At 57.4% G+C, this 16,726-nt stretch carries 17 protein-coding genes; 4 read left to right on the top strand and 13 right to left on the bottom strand.

Features of this window, described 5'->3' with window-relative positions:
• Positions 1-14: 14 nt before the first annotated feature.
• Genes PHA01_RS12615 through PHA01_RS12595 form a run of 5 tightly spaced genes read right to left on the bottom strand, consistent with a single transcriptional unit; the run spans position 15 to position 2,706 of the window.
• The gene (locus PHA01_RS12615; protein WP_465248736.1) at positions 15-221 is read right to left on the bottom strand and encodes a DUF2798 domain-containing protein; all 207 of its coding nucleotides are present in this window, start codon (positions 219-221) and stop codon (positions 15-17) included.
• A 22-nt stretch (positions 222-243) separates the two neighbouring features.
• On the bottom strand, positions 244-618 hold the full coding sequence (locus PHA01_RS12610; protein ID WP_271896000.1) for a c-type cytochrome: 375 nt from the start codon (positions 616-618) through the stop codon (positions 244-246).
• Between the two features lie 34 nt (positions 619-652).
• A complete protein-coding gene (locus PHA01_RS12605; protein WP_271895998.1) occupies positions 653-1,531 on the bottom strand; it encodes an oxidoreductase in 879 nt (292 codons plus the stop codon).
• A gap of 29 nt (positions 1,532-1,560) precedes the next feature.
• On the bottom strand, positions 1,561-1,836 hold the full coding sequence (locus tag PHA01_RS12600; protein ID WP_271895996.1) for a muconolactone Delta-isomerase: 276 nt from the start codon (positions 1,834-1,836) through the stop codon (positions 1,561-1,563).
• A 12-nt stretch (positions 1,837-1,848) separates the two neighbouring features.
• Positions 1,849-2,706, bottom strand: coding sequence for a type 1 glutamine amidotransferase domain-containing protein (locus PHA01_RS12595; protein WP_271895994.1), 858 nt, complete (start codon positions 2,704-2,706; stop codon positions 1,849-1,851).
• 378 nt (positions 2,707-3,084) lie between these two features.
• On the opposite strand from PHA01_RS12595, the gene PHA01_RS12590 reads away from it, so the two are divergent.
• On the top strand, positions 3,085-3,354 hold the full coding sequence (locus tag PHA01_RS12590) for an NAD(P)H-dependent oxidoreductase (RefSeq protein ID WP_271895992.1): 270 nt from the start codon (positions 3,085-3,087) through the stop codon (positions 3,352-3,354).
• Positions 3,355-3,381: 27 nt separating this feature from the next.
• Positions 3,382-3,540 (top strand): hypothetical protein, encoded by a 159-nt coding sequence (locus PHA01_RS12585; protein ID WP_271895990.1) that lies wholly within the window; start codon positions 3,382-3,384, stop codon positions 3,538-3,540.
• Positions 3,541-3,822: 282 nt separating this feature from the next.
• On the opposite strand, the gene PHA01_RS12580 is transcribed toward PHA01_RS12585, so the two are convergent.
• On the bottom strand, positions 3,823-3,990 hold the full coding sequence (locus tag PHA01_RS12580) for a hypothetical protein (RefSeq protein ID WP_271895988.1): 168 nt from the start codon (positions 3,988-3,990) through the stop codon (positions 3,823-3,825).
• 459 nt (positions 3,991-4,449) lie between these two features.
• Complete coding sequence (locus PHA01_RS12575; RefSeq protein WP_271895986.1) at positions 4,450-4,680, bottom strand: hypothetical protein; 231 nt, start codon at positions 4,678-4,680, stop codon at positions 4,450-4,452.
• A gap of 262 nt (positions 4,681-4,942) precedes the next feature.
• Here PHA01_RS12575 and PHA01_RS12570 point away from each other — a divergent pair, with 262 nt between their 5' ends.
• Complete coding sequence (locus PHA01_RS12570) at positions 4,943-7,813, top strand: ATP-binding protein (RefSeq protein ID WP_271895984.1); 2,871 nt, start codon at positions 4,943-4,945, stop codon at positions 7,811-7,813.
• Between the two features lie 367 nt (positions 7,814-8,180).
• Here PHA01_RS12570 and PHA01_RS12565 read toward each other — a convergent pair whose 3' ends face one another.
• Together PHA01_RS12565 and PHA01_RS12560 are read right to left on the bottom strand one after the other, a co-directional pair.
• Positions 8,181-9,425: an MFS transporter gene (locus PHA01_RS12565; RefSeq protein ID WP_271895982.1), complete on the bottom strand. Its 1,245-nt coding sequence runs from the start codon at positions 9,423-9,425 to the stop codon at positions 8,181-8,183.
• Entirely contained in the window at positions 9,422-10,567 is a 1,146-nt protein-coding gene (locus PHA01_RS12560; RefSeq protein ID WP_271895980.1) for an alkene reductase, read from the bottom strand. The genes PHA01_RS12565 and PHA01_RS12560 overlap by 4 nt, the downstream gene beginning before the upstream one ends.
• 93 nt (positions 10,568-10,660) lie before the next feature.
• Here PHA01_RS12560 and PHA01_RS12555 point away from each other — a divergent pair, with 93 nt between their 5' ends.
• Positions 10,661-11,593 (top strand): LysR family transcriptional regulator, encoded by a 933-nt coding sequence (locus tag PHA01_RS12555; protein WP_271895978.1) that lies wholly within the window; start codon positions 10,661-10,663, stop codon positions 11,591-11,593.
• A 116-nt stretch (positions 11,594-11,709) separates the two neighbouring features.
• Here PHA01_RS12555 and PHA01_RS12550 read toward each other — a convergent pair whose 3' ends face one another.
• From PHA01_RS12550 to PHA01_RS12535, 4 genes are all read right to left on the bottom strand, one after another.
• On the bottom strand, positions 11,710-12,045 hold the full coding sequence (locus PHA01_RS12550) for a carboxymuconolactone decarboxylase family protein (protein WP_271895976.1): 336 nt from the start codon (positions 12,043-12,045) through the stop codon (positions 11,710-11,712).
• 120 nt (positions 12,046-12,165) lie between these two features.
• Complete coding sequence (locus tag PHA01_RS12545) at positions 12,166-14,376, bottom strand: xanthine dehydrogenase family protein molybdopterin-binding subunit (protein WP_271895974.1); 2,211 nt, start codon at positions 14,374-14,376, stop codon at positions 12,166-12,168.
• Between the two features lie 8 nt (positions 14,377-14,384).
• Complete coding sequence (locus PHA01_RS12540; RefSeq protein ID WP_271895972.1) at positions 14,385-14,849, bottom strand: (2Fe-2S)-binding protein; 465 nt, start codon at positions 14,847-14,849, stop codon at positions 14,385-14,387.
• Between the two features lie 1,428 nt (positions 14,850-16,277).
• Positions 16,278-16,726, bottom strand: a 449-nt coding sequence (locus tag PHA01_RS12535; protein ID WP_271896695.1) for a hypothetical protein, incomplete at its 5' end; no start/stop codon positions are given.

Genomic DNA, 16,726 nt, shown 5'->3' with positions numbered 1-16,726 from the left:
GATGCCAGCTTCAGTCAACGCGTAATTGCGTCGACAATCCTGCGGATGACTGGCGCGGCGATCACCACCACGGGGAGCATGATTATCCAAGAATAGAGAAACCCACGAGCCCAATGAGAGGCAAAGCTTCCCTGCACATAGAAGGGAAGGCTCGCGATTCCGGCGGCCACGGCACACGTTATACCTGACTGCATGATCCCGAAAATCAAATGACGATACATCGACGGAAACTTGGACATCTGTTTATTGTTTGGCAAGAGTGTGGAGATAGACGATGATATCCTGCCGATCGGTTGCGTTCGCTATCGAGACCGACATGCTCGTGCCCTGCACGACCTTTCTGGGAGCCGCAAGGAACGCGTCGAGCGTTGTATCGTCCCAGACCACATCCGATTTCGCCATGCCGCCGGAGTATTTGTATCCGGCTTCTGTCCCGGCTTTACGGCCGACAACGCCCAACAGACCTGGACCGACCTTGTTCTGGTCGGTTGCCGTATGACAGCCGGAGCACCGTTTGAAAAGACTGGTCCCGCGCGCGACGTCACCGTCAGCGAGTGCTGGGAAAGCGGCAAGCGAGGCGATCGCCGCAAAAATGATCATGCTGACTTTCTGCTCCATGGCAAAGCTCCGTCTGTGACTTGCAACCAATCCACTATCCTGCTGCCTTGAGATTTTCCGACTCGGCCGAAGTCGTCCTTGCGTCCGGGAAGTCCGTCGACACCGCCAGCGAGCGCCACCTATGCAATTCTTTGGCGACGCCGGCGTTCTTCGCTTCGATGGCGGCAACCGTGTCCGAGCCGAACGGCATGCGAAACGGGGGGTTAGGTTCATTGACCAGCTTGATCATCGCCTTGGCCAGCCGGGCAGGATCGCCGGGCTGTGCGTGATTGGCACTGGCAGCCTTGGATCGCATTGCACCGGCCGGGGTCTCGTCGTAGTCCGTGATGCTGCCGCCACTGACCGTGAGGGACGCGTCGTCCAAAAAGTCCGTCCGGAAGTATCCAGGCTCAATCACGGTGACTTTTATCCCAAGCGGACGCAGCTCGGCCAACAGGGCCTCGGAAAGCCCCTCGACCGCAAATTTCGTCGAGCTGTACACCCCCCAGCCCGGGCTGCCTACATAACCGCCGATCGAGGATATGTTGATGACATGCCCGAACCGCTGACGGCGCATGTGCGGAAGGACCGCACGGGTCACTTTGAGCAGGCCGAAGACGTTCGTCGCATAAACTTTCTCTACTTCTGCCGCAGTCGCTTCCTCGACGGCCGCAAGGAGACCGAACCCGGCATTGTTCAAGAGGACATCGATCTTACCGAAGTGTTTGACAGCCTGTTCGGTTGCGGAATGTGCCTGCGCCTCGTTGGTGACGTCGAGCGTTACGGCCAGCAAACCAGGGTGATTTCCAAACCTGCCGATGACGGTCTGCGGATTACGCGCAGTTGCGACGACCGCGTCTCCTGCCTCCAAAGCCTCTTGCGCAATCAGTGCGCCAAAGCCGCGTGACGCCCCGGTAATGAACCAAACTCGCATTGTTAGCTCCTAGCGTTTTCTTGGTAAAATCAAAGCGCGGCCGGATGTCGGCTGAGCGGAATGACGTCGACTTCCATATAAGGAAACAGCGGCAACGAACTGATTATCTGGTGCAGTTCTTCGGGGCCCTGCAGGTCCAAAATACTGGTGTTCGCCCATTTGCCGGCGACGCGCCAGATGTGCAGCCACCTGCCGTCGCGTTGCAGTTGCTTGACCTGTTCGATTTCGGCCGCGCTGAGCTTCTCGACCTCGGTCTTGTCTACGCCTTGCGGTATTCTGATCGCTATCTGCACCTGGAACAACATGGATGCTGCCCGTCAATTGAGTGTGCCGAGACTTGCCGGGGACCGACTCTCGGAATTCGCCATGGCCGCTGCTCTTCGTGCTGTATAGACGTCAAGCGCTCTGACGAGGGCAGCGGCAAGGAGATGATCGGACGCAGGGTTTTGGCCTGTGATGAGTTCACGGTCTTGGACGACGTTAGGAACAAACAGTCCCTTGAACTCCAGGATGGCTCCTGCATTCTTCAGTGCGTCGGCGACGTAAAACGGCACCCGGCCGTGAAGGACGTTCTCCTCGGCCCACTTTTCTTCCTCATTGGAGAACACCGTCATTCTGTAACCTGCATACTGCCAGTCGTGTGCAGCATCCATCGCACTGAGCGTATCGCCGTCGACGAGCGCCTGACGGAACCGCTTCGCTTCTTTCATTGCCGCGGCCACCGCGATAGGCGCATGGCAAAGGAGCGCCGTCGGCTTTGACTCGGTGTGGAAATGACGCAGGACGGTGCCCAAATCGGCGTCCACCATCAGGTCGATCATCGGCGGATGACCCCCCGCCAGAAATACTCCCATGAAGTTCTCGAGACCCTCTTCGATCGCCGACTTTATCGTGCGCGGATTGCGCAGGCCGGAGTTCATGGTCACGAAGTCTCGGGCATTCTGAAAGCGTTCTTCGTTTCCCCCGAAATGGCTGGCGCTGAGGGAGTGCCGATCAACGATGGCCTCGTTTCCGAGCGGCGTTACCAAGACGATTTCAAAACCCGCATCGACCAACGCCTGTGCGGGGATAGCCAATTCGTTGAAGTAGTATCCGGTCGGCTGCTTCTGGCCGTCCTTCAAGACAAACGTGCTGACGCTAGAGCCGACGATGAGTATTTTCGCATTGCTGATCATTCTAACAATCCTATCCGGTTGTAAACGCTGAGCTTTCACTTACCCAAGTAGAAAATCGTGACGGGTAATTTTATAAGTTCGCCATGAGGTGAACGATATGCTTCCAACTGAAGAATTGGTGTAAATTGATGTTTAAAGGCGCTTGAAGATGTAATCCTGGACCGGATTTCCACAGGACCACCAAAACCCGAATTCACAACGGTAAACTCGAAGCATCCAGAAAAACCTAGTAGTCTGCAGCTCGCATTAGAACAGAAGGGGCTGCCATTGGCCCCGCCCATTCCCGCAGGCCATTTGCAATGTCACGCAACACTTTGATCATCGCCGCCCATCCAAACATGGCCGGTTCCACCGTGCACTCTTACTGGCTTGGCGCGGGTGCCCCAGGCAAAACTGGCTCATGTCCATGAGATCGGGCAATCGTATCCAACAGGAACAATTGACGTGGACAATGAGCAGCGTCTCATCGAGGCTCATGACCGCATCATCCTGCAGTTTCCGATCTATTGGTACTCCGTCCCTGCCGTGCTCAAAAACTGGATTGATCGTGTGCTAAGCCATGGTTGGGCTTATGGTCGTGATGGAGATGCTTTTGTCGGCAAGGAACTGGGTCTCGCCTATTCCACGGGAACGGCAGCCGAGGCGTAAAGGGCTGGCGGCCGCAATCATTTCTCGATGAGCGAGCTGACCAAGCCACTCGAACTAACCGCAATATTCATCAAGGACCGCCTTTTACCCAGCTTCATTCTACATGGTGCAAATGCAGGATTCAGTGATGAAGAATTGGAGAAAAGCGTCAAGGCGTATCTTGCCTATCTCCATGCCGACTTCTGACAAGAAATTGGTTCTTTTCGTTGCCGCAGCGGGCGTCGTCATCTCGAGCAAGACATTCATGTAAACAATGTCGTATTTGCAGCCTAAACGCACATGCACACTGCTTCACTCCGCCACAGCGCCATCCGAACAATAGATTAGCGCGCCAGCTTTGAGCTTGCTTTGGGCACGGAGCGCGGAATTGGAAAGTCAAACGCAGCCGTTCGCAGCCTTGATCGTCGTTGGTGATCCCACTCGCGAAATCGATCAATCGTGGCTGAGGCAGACACAATTGGCGCTCTCCTACAACTCAGCCGATTGTTCCGCGGTGAGGTCGCCACCGCGTCCATGCAAACCTACGTTCTTATGCGCGAGCAACGTCATTGCTAGCTTATCGGCCTCCATATTGACGGAATTGCGGGACTGAAACTCGACAGGATCGCCGCTGTCCGGAACGCCTTCGGTATCCATACAAGCGATCAAGCCTTGCTTCGGCCGGGGCCACGGGTCTTTTAGCCACCGCTGTGGCTCGCCAGGCAGCTGCGCCGTCGTTCATTGACGGCTTTGCTGTTGCCGCACTTGGCGTGTAGGAAGGGTGGGCAGACGCCGTTTTGAAGGACCTGATTGGAAAACGCTCGTCAAGCGCAAGGGAAGCGGCAATGCCGAACACCAGCCCATCCAACTTGGGCAACGGAGTCAACAATATCCGATATACCCCATTACCTGCTGGTGGTGCAAAAGCGGTGACGGGACACGATTCCGACGCTTGGCCTACGTTCAAAAAAGCACACCAGTGGTGTGAATAATATTTCCTAAAGCGAGCCTCGCTCTGAGCGCGATTGGGATGATTGCGCTCAGAAGAAACAGTTGGATTGGTACGAGGTTGAAGGGACTATTGTACCAAAATTGCCGCATCGCTCCAAGCCAGCGCTATTCGATCACGCTACTGTACTGACACACTTCGAAAGTGCGAGCTACGGACGTGTCGCCGGAGTTGCAGTCGATCTGCGGATAGAACAGAAAGAGGGCTGCCACGTTCGTGCTGTCGTCTTCAGTAAAACTGCCCGGAGAACGCTGCGGCAATCGTGGTCGCGACGGCAACGATTGCAACCCAGCAGCAATTGCTTGCGGCGCGACGGCATGAAACGGATCGTCGTTCAATTCCTGTCCCCCTTTCTGGCGAAGCCAAGTTCGGTCAGCACACTCTACGAGGTACATTCACGGACACGAGTTCATGTGATAAATGCCAATTTTTGTGACGTGAGTTCGCCGTTTTGCCTGCGGCGGTGCTCCGTCGTTGACCAAAAGGGCGCATGGGGAGACACTCGTGCAGAGAATTAGTGCAACTGAAATGGATTTTGTGACGAAGGAGAAAACTAATTCTGTCCACTTACGGAGTGACAGCGGCGAAGGGTTGACTTGGATGGGAGAGAGCCGGAGATCTGCCAAGTCAAACATCGCTTTTTTCGGTTCCTTCCAACTGGTTGCGGCCGAGAGGCTTCTTTACCGGAACGGCGAAGCGGTTGTCCTCGGGAGCCGGCAGCTTGACCTCCTTACGGCGCTTGCCGAACGTTCGGGAGAGGTCTTGTCCCAGCGGGAACTGATGCAACGCGCCTGGCCCGATTTGGTGGTCGAGGACGTCAATCTGCGGGTGCATATCGGGCACCTGCGCAAAATCCTCCGCGACGGTCAGGAAGGTGCCAGATTTATCACTAATGTTCCCGGCCGCGGCTATTGTTTTGTCGCCCCCGTGCGTTGGACGGAACAACTTCGTCCGCTTGAAAGCGTTTCGGAAGGCGGCGGCTCGTCTACGCCGTCCGTGCCCAGATTGCCCCCTCGCCTGGCAAGAATGATCGGGCGCGAGCAAAGTGTTGCCGAATTGAAGAAAATGCTGGTGGCCAGCCGTTTCGTCAGCGTTGTCGGAACCGGAGGATTGGGAAAGACGACGACAGCCGTGTCCGTCGCCCACGGGCTGGCGGAATACTTTCAGGGGTCGGTCTTTTTTGTCGATCTCGCCCCGCTTTCCGAAACGTCGCTGCTGCCGGCGACCGTCGCTTCTGCGGTCGGGTACCGTCCCCTCTCCCAAAATCCGTTGGACGGCCTCATCGTCTTCCTCTTGCAGAGGCGCGTTCTCCTCGTCCTCGACAACTGCGAACATGTGATCGAGGGAGCCGCAGAGCTGACTGAACGCCTCGTCAGGGGGACAAAAGAAGTCCACATTCTGACGACCAGCCGGGAATCCCTACGCGTCGAGGGAGAGAACGTGCATCTGTTGCCTCCGCTCGAAAGCCCGCCTGATGGCCCTGAGCTTACTGTTGCCTCCGCCATGACTTCACCGGCCGTCAGGCTTTTCATGGATAGGGCCATTGCTGGTGGATATCGTTCCGGTTTGACTGATGCCGATGCTGTTGTCGTTGCGGATATTTGCCGTCGACTGGACGGTGTCCCCCTGGCGATCGAACTAGTTGCCGGGCGGGTCGGCGTGTATGGGATCCAGGGCACCGCCGATCTTCTCGGCCATCGCTTCAATTTGCTTTGGCAAGGCCGGCGAAGTGCGTTGCCGCGCCACCAGACACTTTCCGCGATGCTGGATTGGAGCTACAATTTGCTTTCGAGCCGGGACCGGCAGGTCCTGTGCAGTCTCTCGGTCTTCACCGGGGATTTTACCCTTGAGGAGGCCCAAGCGATCACGGATGATGCTGTTTGGAGTCCACTTGATGTTGCCCTTGCCGTTGGAAGCCTGGTCGACAAGTCCTTGATCTGGACTGAGGGCGTCGACGGGTCAACCCGCTTCCGGCTCCTGGACACCACGCGGGGATACGCCTCCGCGAAACTTGCGGACAGCGGCGGGCAAAATGCGGCCGCCCGCCGGCACGCGCTTTACTTCTGCAACGTCCTTAAATCAGCGACAATTGACGTTCGCAGTTTCAGTAAACGCGATTTATCACCATTTGCTGCTCATGTGGACAACGTCCGCGCGGCTCTGGAATGGAGTTTTTCCAGTCAATCGGACAGAACAATCGGAACCGAACTCGCTGCTCGTGCCACGCCGCTTTTTCGTGGTTTGTTCCTGCTTGGTGACTGCCAGCATTGGTGCGAGTGCGGGTTGGCGGAACTCGACGATTCCGATAGAGGTACGCTGAAAGAGCTGACCTTGCAGGAAGGGTTGGCTATCTCGGCGATGTTGACCCGAGGCAACGGTGCGGAAGTGCGAACCGCCATCGAACGCGGACTGGCGCTTGCCCAGTCGCTCAATGAGAGTCACCACCAATTGCAACTGCTCGCTGGCCTCCATCTGCACCTCATCATTATAAACGATTTCCGGGGCGCTCTTGCAATTGCCGAGCGCAGTGCCGCGGTCGCCGGCAACATCGACGACGTCGAAGCCCGAATTATGACCGAATGGATGCTCGGCACTTCGCATTACCTTCTCGGAAAGCTCGACATCGCCCAACGCCATTGCGACTTGGGTTTCAAACATGACGCGTTGCGGGCTTCCAACCTTTTCGACTTCTTCGGATATAACCATCGTATCCGCGCACTTATCGTGCAAGCGCGCTTGCATTGGTTGCGCGGTTTTCCTGATCGCGCTGCCGGAACTGCCCGGCAGGCGATGGAGGAGGCAGAAAGCAGGGCCGACCCCGTAAATCGCTGCGTCACCCTGGTCTTTACTGCAGGGATTTTTATCCGAAGGGGCGATTTCGACATTGCGGAACATTGCATCAATCGCATCGGTGCATACGCCGCACGACATGGATTGCAGCCTTACGGCAATCTCGGCGTAGCGTTGCAAGGAGAACTTGCCGTTGCGCGAGGAGAGCTGGTCGACGGGACAGAACTTTTGCGGGGCGCATTGGCAGAGTTAAAGACAGAACGAGCACTTTGGGTCATACCTCGCTTTTTGCCCGCGTTCTCGGCCGCACTTGTGCAGCGAGGATACTTTGAAGAGGCAGCGGTTGCGATCGACGACATGATCTCACCAACGCAACAGGACGTGGATGCGCTCGAAATGCCCGAACTGCTGCGTGCACGGGCCGAAATCTGGCTGACTCAACCCGCACCGGACCCGGTTGCAGCAGAACTAGCTTTGCAGCGGTCTATTGCAACAGCGCGCTTGCAGGGCGCGCTGGCTTTGGAACTACGAACCGCGACGGTGCTGGCTCGCCATTGGCTTGCCGAGTCCCGTAAGAAAGAGGCCAAGGAGTTGTTGGAAAAAATTTTCGACAGGTTCACCGAAGGCTTTGACACAACGGACCTCAAGGCAGCGCGACGGGTCTTGGATGATCTGGAGTAAGAGACTTCAAGCGTGCCATTCAAGGCGATTGCACACCTTTTAACAACGTTAAACGCGAAGAAGCGGCACGAATTCTGCCACCCTTCTGGCATACCGACGCCGACCTCAGCCGCGAAGTCGAAACCTTCAATGACATGACCCTCAGTCGAAAGCTCGGCTTCCTCGACTATCAGGATACGGTTGCGTCGTTCACCGACGCGTTCGATCGACTGCGAGCCGATCGCGTGATTCCCTGATCTAACGGACAAGACGCCAGCTATTCGCCCAATGATAGGATTTGAAATCGAGCTCGGTTCTCGGCCGGCCGTCATTCCAATCGGTGAGATATCTCACTTGCCTGCGTCACAAGGGCGTAGGTAACGCAGTGCTACTGAGCGTGTTCACTCTGCGCGGGCACACCGCCCGCGGGCACACCCCCCGCAGGGGTCGCTCTGGTGCTACTGAAGGCAGAGTGCAGCGTTGCAATAGCGAGAGCCGGGCTCAGGAGGGCCAGCAAGGACCAAGGCAGTGCCGAAGGGCCAAGGTCCTGCAAAATAACCCCGCCTCCGAAGCCACCTGCGGCAATGGCGATGTTCCAGACTGTCACGATGATGGCAGCCGCGGTGCCGGCGGCCGGGCCGGCCGATCGCAGGAGGGCAGTCTGGAAAATCGCGCTGGCTCCGCCAAAGGCAAGGCCCCAGATCGCGGCCGCCCCATAAACAATGACAGGGGAGACGGAGCCGATTGTCAGCAGCAATGCGCCAACGATAAAGAGACCGATGTCGCCCACGGTAAGCAGTCTCAGTGCCCGGTCGACGGTTGCACCGACGATCGCGATGCCAGCCAACGAGACGATGCCAAAGGTGAGCAGGACAGCGTCTGTCTGGCCACCCGATCCGACGGTTTCCAGAAGCGGTGCGATATAGGTGTAAAGAGCAGTGTGCGCCAGGACATAGGCAAGGATCGTGACAAGCACAGGCAGCATGCCCGGCATCATGACAACGCCCCATAGCGAATGCTGTCCGCCTTTTTGTTCTCCGGCAAAGTCTGGCACCTTCACCAGTACCCAGCCGATGAGCAGAACGGCCATAAGGGTCATGAGGCCAAAGGCAATGCGCCAGCCAAACTGAAGCCCGATGAACGTTCCGGCCGGAATGCCGAGCGACAAAGCCACCGGGATTCCGGCAAGTGCAATGGCCATGGCCCGCCCGGTCAAATGTGCCGGTGCCATCCGTACGGCATAGGGCGTCATGAGTGCCCACAGCAGTCCTGCCGAAACGCCTCCTAGAAAGCGAGCGACCAGAATGACGGTAAAGTTGTCAAAAAGAGCTGTGACGGAGTTAGCGATTGCGAAACCGACAATCGTCATGATTAGAAGCGGGCGTCTCCGCCAACTGCGGGTCGCCGTCGTCAGCGGTATAGCGGCCAGAAGGGAGCCGATTGCATAGACTGTAACGAGTTGTCCTGCCCAAGATTCGCTGACGCCAAGATCGGCACCCATCTGTGGTAGAACACCGGCCGGCAGGGCCTCGGTTAGAGTTGTCAGAAAGCTCGTCGTGGCGAGCGCCAGAAGGCCCAGAAGCGGCAGGCCGGAACGAGTGACTTCGGAGTTAGGAGTCGCTTCAGCGCTCATAGCCGCGCCCCTGCCGTCAGGTGCGCGCATTCAAACAGCGGATAATCCACGTATCCCTTATTGCCGCCATCGTAGATTGTAGTGCGGTCGAGTTCGGCAAGCGGCCAATCGTTGCGCAGTCGCTCCACAAGATCTGGATTGGAGATGAAGGGCCGTCCGATCGCGATCAGATCGGTCGAGCCCGAGTCAATGGCCGCTTGGCCGTTGTCTTTGAGGTAGCCTCCGGCAACGATAAGTGTCCCGTTATAGGCATGCCGGAACCTCTGCATGAAGTCTTGGGGAATGCCATTCTTGCCCATTGTTGTTTGATCGCTGATGTGGACATAGGCGAGCCGACGCTTTGACAGTTCGGCAGCGACAGACAGCCACGTTTCGGCTTCATCGGCGAAAGGCTGCATGGCGTTGTATCGGCCATACGGTGACAGACGGATACCAAAACGTTCGGGTCCGATTGCAGCGGCAATCGCATCGACGGTCTCCAAGGTGAAGCGCAGCCGGTTAGCGATCGATGGCCCGCCATAACTATCGTCGCGGCTATTGAGTGCACCGCTGATGAACTGCTCGAAGAGATAGCCATTGGCCGCATGCAGTTCGATACCGTCGAAGCCCGCGGCGATGGCGTTACGTGCCGCCTCGACGAATTCTGCCGTTATGCGGTGGATCTCGTCGATCTTCAACGCCCGCGCCTTGCTTTGCTGCTGATACGCCAGCGTGCCGTTTTCGTCGAAACTATAGGCGACGGCACCTTCGGCCTGCGTCTCGACGGCGCTGACGGGGGCTTGCAGGTCATTTTGCAGTGAAACGTGGCTGGAACGACCGACGTGCCATATCTGGGCGAAAATCACGCCACCCTTGGCATGCACCGCGTTGGTGACGTTGCGCCAGCCGGCGACCTGTTCCGAGTTGTATATTCCGGGCGCATAAGCCCAGCCGCGCCCTTCGACGCTGACGAGCACACCCTCGGAAATGATCAAACCAGCGGTAGCGCGTTGTGCATAGTACAATGCGGTGGCGGAATTCGGGGCCAGCGCGTCATTGCGCGCTCGCGAGCGCGTCATGGGAGCCATAACAATGCGGTTCTTGAGGCGGATCGCGCCGAGGTCGTATGGATCGAAAAGAGAGGCCATGTTGTTGAGCTCCATTTGGTTGATGCTCCCATACCTAGTTTCGTCCGCACCGAAAGATTAGCCGTCTTCAACTCGACTCTTTGGTGCGTGTGGCGCTACAATAGTCTCATGAACACGCTATTCGATGGCATCCCGGAATTCGTCGCCGTGGCGCGCCTCGGCAGCTTTACGAGGGCTGCTGGTGAACTAGGTGTGACCAAATCAGCAGCGGCGCGAGCCGTGTCTAGGCTGGAGGTGCGTCTTGGTGCGAAGCTGCTGCATCGGACCACCCGGCGTTTGACACTTACCGCGGACGGTGAGATTTGGCTGGCTCACTGCGTTGCGGTGTTGGCGGAACTGGATCGGGGGGCGGAAAGTCTCACAATGGCCCGCAGCGAGCCGTCCGGCCGACTTCGAATCGACCTGCCGAGCGCGTTCGGTCGCCTGTACATGATGCCTTTGCTTATCGATCTCGCAAAACAATATCCGGCGTTGATGCTCAGTGTCAGTTTTACCGACAGGCGCGTTGATCTGATTGCTGAAGGCATCGACCTCGCCGTACGGATTGGCGTTCTCGACGACAGCCCGGATCTTGTGGCCCGGCCCCTTGGGGTACAGCAGCTGGTCATTTGCGGGACACCTGCCTATCTGGAGGAGCATGGATCGCCCGGCAGCGCTGAAGATCTTGCCAAACATGACTGTATCACCGGATGGCGTAGCGAACTCCACGCTGCGTGGCTCTTGAAGCAGCCCGATGGCACGACTGCGCCTCACATCATCAAGGTCAAGCATGAATTTCTCGATTATGAGGCAATGCTCACTGCTGTGAGGTCAGGGCTTGGTCTGGCACAGCTTCCGCTTTGGCTTGTTGGAGACGATCTCCGACGTGGGACTGTGGCGACAGTCCTTGAAGGCATGTCGGGCGGGCAATTGCCCATCAACATTTTATGGCCGCGTACCCAAACATTGTCCGCGCGCATGCGCATTACAATCAACGAAATTGCCCGGGCTGCCAACGCCTTTGCCGGTTCTACACCCCAAGTGAAAATGGACCGTCTCTGATTTGGTAAAACGCGCTTCTTTCCCATCAAAGGGCTTAGACGTTCCAGGGCGTCAATGATCGCATCTTGCCGACAACAATTTCCCGGTTCAGGTTGTCGATCGCCTCCTTTCCAGGATCATATAAGATCAACCGCGACCTTCATTTTCCGTTCTCGAACAGGTGGGTAGCGTGGGTAACGGATCCACCCCGCACGGATTGCCGCTGAAACAAGCGCGGCCTCGGCCAATTGCATATCGTTCGCCCCGGCCGCGCGGGCAGCCTTTGGATGCAGTTCGATGCAATAGGGACATTGGGTAGTAAGCGCGACAGCAACCGCCATAAGCTGTTTCTGCTGTACAGTGAGTGCGCCGTCAGCAAACACAGATTTGTCAAATGCCCAGAATGCACTCATCGATTCTGGCGCGTATTCTCCTAATTTTTTCAAGCGGTCCAGATTTTTCATGTCAAACATTTCGTACTCCTATTTATCATTTCCCGGATTGGGAACGTGTTTAGCTTCTGTGCATCGTCGACACTCGATCGCTGCATTTTTTTCCAAACCTCTCGTGACCGTAAGTTGGCAAGGGCTACTTTAATGGTCGCCGATTGCCGCCCATACTTTTGCCGGTGTCATGGGAACCGATCGAATCCTTGCTCCTGTCGCATCGAACACGGCGTTCGAAATGGCAGCTGGGACCACTGCGGCACTGGGCTCTCCGGAACCGAAGGATTTCTCTTCCGGTCGATCGATCAGCTCGACGACAATCTCGGGAACGTCGGGAAAGGTGATGATCGGATAGCTTGCCCAATCCGTGCTCGTGACCGTTGACCGATCGAAGGTCACTTCCTCCATCAGGGTGCGGCTGGTCGTCTGTACCAGGTTTCCTTCTATCTGATTACGGACACCGTCCGGATTGATGATCTGGCCACAGTCCTGGACGGCGAAGAGTCGGAGGACCCGTATCGTGCCCTTGCTCCGCACCACTTCTACCTCGGCGACCACGCCAACCCAGGCACGAGTCAGGTCGTAGTGAACATAAGCCAGCCCTCGCCCTTGGCAGACATCACCCGTCGACTTGCGCGGAGACGGCCGTTCATCCCATCCGCTGAGCTTTGCAAGCCGGGTCAAGAGTTCCTCGCCGCGCGGGTCATTGATATGTTCGAGACGATACGACATCGGATCGAGCGATGCCGACGCCAGCAGTTCGTCGAGAAAGCTCTCGTTGGCAAAGGTGTTCTGCATGCGGCCCGGCGAGCGTATCCAGGCGGGCCGGAACGGTGTCGATTCCAGCCGATGTGCAACGGTGTGAACATTTGCGATGTCATATGGTATTGCCAGATCGGCGGTGACGCCTCCCGGCACAATCCCGCCTGTGCTTGGCGAATTAGCCAGCATGCCGGTCAGGAGCGGAACGTTCGTCCCCATCGTCGCTGGCGTGAAAAGGCTTGATGACCAGGCGACGATCTCACCATTGCCGTCGAGACCGCCTTTCATGTCGAGAAGCGTCGGCGGACCCTTCGGATCCCATACGTGTTCGTCGGCGCGCATCCATTGCACGCGGACAGGCTTGCCGCCGACCTTGCTTGATATGAGTGCAGCGTCTGACGCAGCGTCCTCATGCCCGTTGCGGCCATAGCACCCTGCCCCATCCATATAAATGCAACGCACATTCTCGGGCGGGATCGCCAGCATCGTCGCAAGCTGCAACCTGAGAGCGTGGGTCGACTGCGATGCGGTCCAGCATGTCAACTTCCCGTCGACAATTTCCGCTACCGCGCAGGATGGACCAATTGACCCGTGCGTGTGGGCGGCGAAGTCGTATGTCGCATCCAGATGCGTTGCGGCCGTCTTGAGAGCGGCCTGCACGTCTCCCACCGAAGACGTGATGTCCTCCTTGATGGACTTGGTCGCGCGGACGGCATCAAAGAGCTTAGCCTGTTCCGGCAACCCCTCCCAACCCGACCAATTGGCCCGAACGGCGGCCGTTGCCTTGATCGCACCCCATTCGGTACTCGAAACGACCGCGAGGAAGTTGCTCTGCCGCACCGTTGCAAGGAAACTTGGGACACTCTTTGCTTCCGCGTCGTCGAAACCGACCAGTTCGGCCCCCATCGCCGGAGGGCGGATTACCCGTGCATGCAGCATTCCCTCACGCCGCACGTCCTGCATGTAGGTGAATGCGCCGGTGCATTTGTCGGGAATGTCGACACGTTTGACCGATGTGCCGATCAGCGTGAGAGCCGAAGGTGCTTTGAAAGCGGCGTTTGAGTCGACACCGATGCTGAAGGACTTGCCGCCGACGAGTTCTGCATAGGTGACCGTCCGGTTCCCGGAACTGATCCGGCCACCCGACACGGTAAGCGACGCCGGCTCGACATGAAGTTTTTGGGCGGCCATATCCAGCAAGGCCTTGCGGGCCGTGGCCGCTGCCTTGCGTATTTCGAAGCCGCCCATTTCGATGGACGAACTTCCGTAGGTCGGCCCCTGGTCCGGCGTTGTCATGGTGTCACCCGTGATCAGGATGACTTGCTGGAAACCAATATCGAGTTCGTCGGCCACCATCTGCGAAAGCGCAGTCTTAACTCCGGTGCCGAGGTCGACTTTCCCCGAATATACTGTGACGGTGCCATCAGTTCCAACCGCCAGAAAGCTGTCGACATGGTCCAGATCCGTCGGTTTTGGATTGACCTTGGATATGGAGGCCTCAGCCGCTCCAAACACGGCGGGGGCAAGTGCAAAACTCACGACCAAGCCGGTTCCGGTCCGGAGGAAGTCACGACGCGTGGTTAACGTTTCAAACATGACATCACCTAGATTTCGCGAGCGGCGCGCTGCACTGCGCGGACAATCCGCACGTGCGTGCCGCAACGGCAGAGATTGGATGCCAAGGCTTCCCTGATCTCGCCCTCAGTCGGATTTTTTGTTTTTGACAGGAATGCCGTGGCCTGCATGATCATGCCGTTGATGCAATAACCGCACTGAACGGCCTGCTCCTCGATGAAGGCGGCTTGGACAGGTGAAGGGTGCTCGGGGGTTCCCAGTCCTTCAAGCGTGGTGATCTTGCCTTCACCCACGGATGAGATCGGAGTGATGCAGGAGCGCGCCGCCTCTCCGTCTATGATGACCGTGCAGGCCCCGCATTGGCCGAGCCCGCAGCCGAAACGGGGTCCATGCAAGCTGAGATCGTTGCGAAGCGCATAGAGCAGCGGCATTTCCGGATCATCGGCCGATACCTGCTCTTGCCTGCCGTTAACGGAGAGTTGGAAGTGTGTCATGAGCTTCTCCAATGCTGCGCATCTTCACGCCGACGAATGTCGCTCCCGTGGATGCGCTGAGGGCGACAACTATTGCGAAGACAACCGTGGCAGGGCCAAGGCCAACCCAATTGGCCAAAAAAATCCGGTCGCCAGCGGCAGCAGTCCGGCGGGAACGTACGCGCCGATGTTCAGGAGGGCGTTTCCCTCGGCTCGGTTGTGAGCGGGCACGGGATGTGATGTAAAAAACGGCTCCCGTCCATGGGGGGAATGGGCGGGAGCCTTTTACCGTGACGAAAGCACGGATCGACGATGTCCGCTGTCAGGGAGGGGAAACCTTGGGCGCATCGTCAATTCTTGATAGACTTCATCCTGGACATTGGTTGTATCATCTCACACGTTCAGCACGCGTGATTGAACCGATAGGGCATAATTGGAAGAATCGTCTCGGTTTTGGCAGCGGCTTTATCTCAACCGGCTCGTCGCCAGGCAGACTGAGAAAAAACGGCGGTGCCAAACAAGTCCACAGGCCATGAACGTTGAAATACGACCTCCGCAGCGGGTCCCACGGCATCAGCCTGCCGTGATCCTTGAACCATACGCGCGGTGTCCTGCCGTTCGGCCACTATTTTGCAATTGTCCGTCTCGAACGCGAAAGCACATTCCGATTATGGCTTGAACGTTCCAACCCAGCGGCTTTGCTACAATCATTAGTTGATGCCTATCAGTATCGTCGATCCAGTCCCGGCCCAAATTCGGAACAGAAGTTATGCCCGATCCAAGACGCAGCGCTTTGGCCCCGGCGGAAATTGATCGCTAACGCCGTCACGGCGGCTTAGAAACGGCGAGGATGGCATGTTTCGCAAATTCGGATTGAGTATCCTTGCGGTGTATATGCTTGGGCTGTCGCAACTGCTGGCGGCGGAACCGCTAAGCTCGATGAACCAGGTTTCCGTGGCGTTGCAAAGATGCTGGAGCAAAACGGCGTTCGCCCAGCATGACGCGTCAGTGACATTGAGATTCGGCTTCAAACGCGACGGCACATTGCTTGGTCAGCCGAAGCCTTCCGCGATCGTATTTAGCGGCAGTCCCGACCAAAGACGCGTGTTCGTCAATGCTGCGATCGAGGCCATCAATGAGTGTACCCCTGGATTTTTCGCCGAAGATTGTAGGCGGCGTTCCCGGCGGCGTTTTCTCGATAGAGTTCCGCTCAAACGGATCATGCCTCGACCAATGCCGCTACGAAGAGTCCTTGTTGCCGTGATGGAACACAGAGGAGCACTTCCCTTCCAAACCAGGGACTAGAATTCAAGATTTCGGAGAGCGACAGGCTTAACGTGTCGCAATGACTAGGAAAGACTTCTGCCGGACGCAAAGCCCCGCTTTGCCATGGCGGAGTTTCCACACGAATTGTCCGGTGATGAAATGGGTAAGAAGGCTATTGGACTTTCATTCGCGCCGAAAATCGGTCCAGGGCATCCAGTTGAATACTTCATGCTGGATGGTCCTCAACCCGAGGGCGACGTCATCGGCTACTTCGACGGAATGCCGATATCGGACACCGTGACCGACCGTACCGGAAAGCGTTATCAGTTCGCGGGCGTCGTTCCACGCCGCAGCGACGGCAGTCTCGACGTCGAAACCCTGCATTTCGGCGAATGGGTGGTGGAACCCGGACTGGTTTACCTGTTGAGGAAAACGGCAAAAGCATGCGTAGACGCAGGGTCCTGAGCACGGCTGATCCGGAGCCGCAGCTTTGAACACAAGCGAGGAATGCCGCACACGTTGCCTCAACAGCGCGCCTGCACCGACAGCCCGGTATTTGACGCCCTTCAGCGACAACGGGATCAGCGCGACGATGATGAGCGCGTTGAAGATGATCGCTGACAGGATGGCGC

This window comes from Candidatus Phyllobacterium onerii (assembly GCF_028331445.1).
GTDB lineage: Bacteria > Pseudomonadota > Alphaproteobacteria > Rhizobiales > Rhizobiaceae > Phyllobacterium > Phyllobacterium onerii.
This window is presented reverse-complemented; position numbering and strand designations above follow the sequence as displayed.